The following is a 544-nucleotide window of genomic DNA, read 5'->3' on the forward strand; positions in this document are numbered from 1 at the left end:
TGCGGTCGGGCCGTCCGCCACCCATACCTGCACGCCGAGGGGCATCCCCGTCACGCTCAGAACCTGTATACGCATAGGTCCCCCAAGACCACCTCTTGGGCGCCCCCCTCGCGGTGTCCGAATATGACACCACACTTCTGCACCGTATGTAGAGAGACAGTGCAGAAGTGATGATCCGTCAGTTAGGCCTCATTGGCCGCACGCGGCTCATCCTCATCGTCGCCAGGTAGGTTCTGGAGCTTTCGCTCCGCGCGGCGCCATGCCTCCAGCGCCTGCTGGATCTCCTCGGGAGACGCGTCTGGGGCGCCCCTGACGACGACTGTCATCCGCACATCCCCCTTGGTGGGGAGCTTGATGACGGCCGTGTCAACCAGCCGGCCGCCGTTCTTCAGCTCGTCCACGATCCTCAGCGGCAGATCGGTCCTGTCCAGGTCTGAGATTTCGGCCTGCGACAGCTCCGCTTCGGTGGTGGCCAATGTGGGTTCGCTGCCAGCCAGGACTTCGGAAACGGTCCCCTCGGGCCACCTGTAGAAAGCGGCCGCCA

The 544-nt window shown here is 64.3% G+C and carries 1 pseudogene; it reads right to left on the reverse strand.

The features are described from left to right. Positions 1-182 precede the first annotated feature (182 nt). A pseudogene (locus tag G3I78_RS47390) lies at positions 183-544 on the reverse strand (hypothetical protein); the annotation flags it as partial.

It is taken from the genome of Streptomyces sp. SID13726 (genome assembly GCF_010548375.1).
In the GTDB taxonomy this organism is placed as follows: Bacteria; Actinomycetota; Actinomycetes; order Streptomycetales; family Streptomycetaceae; genus Streptomyces.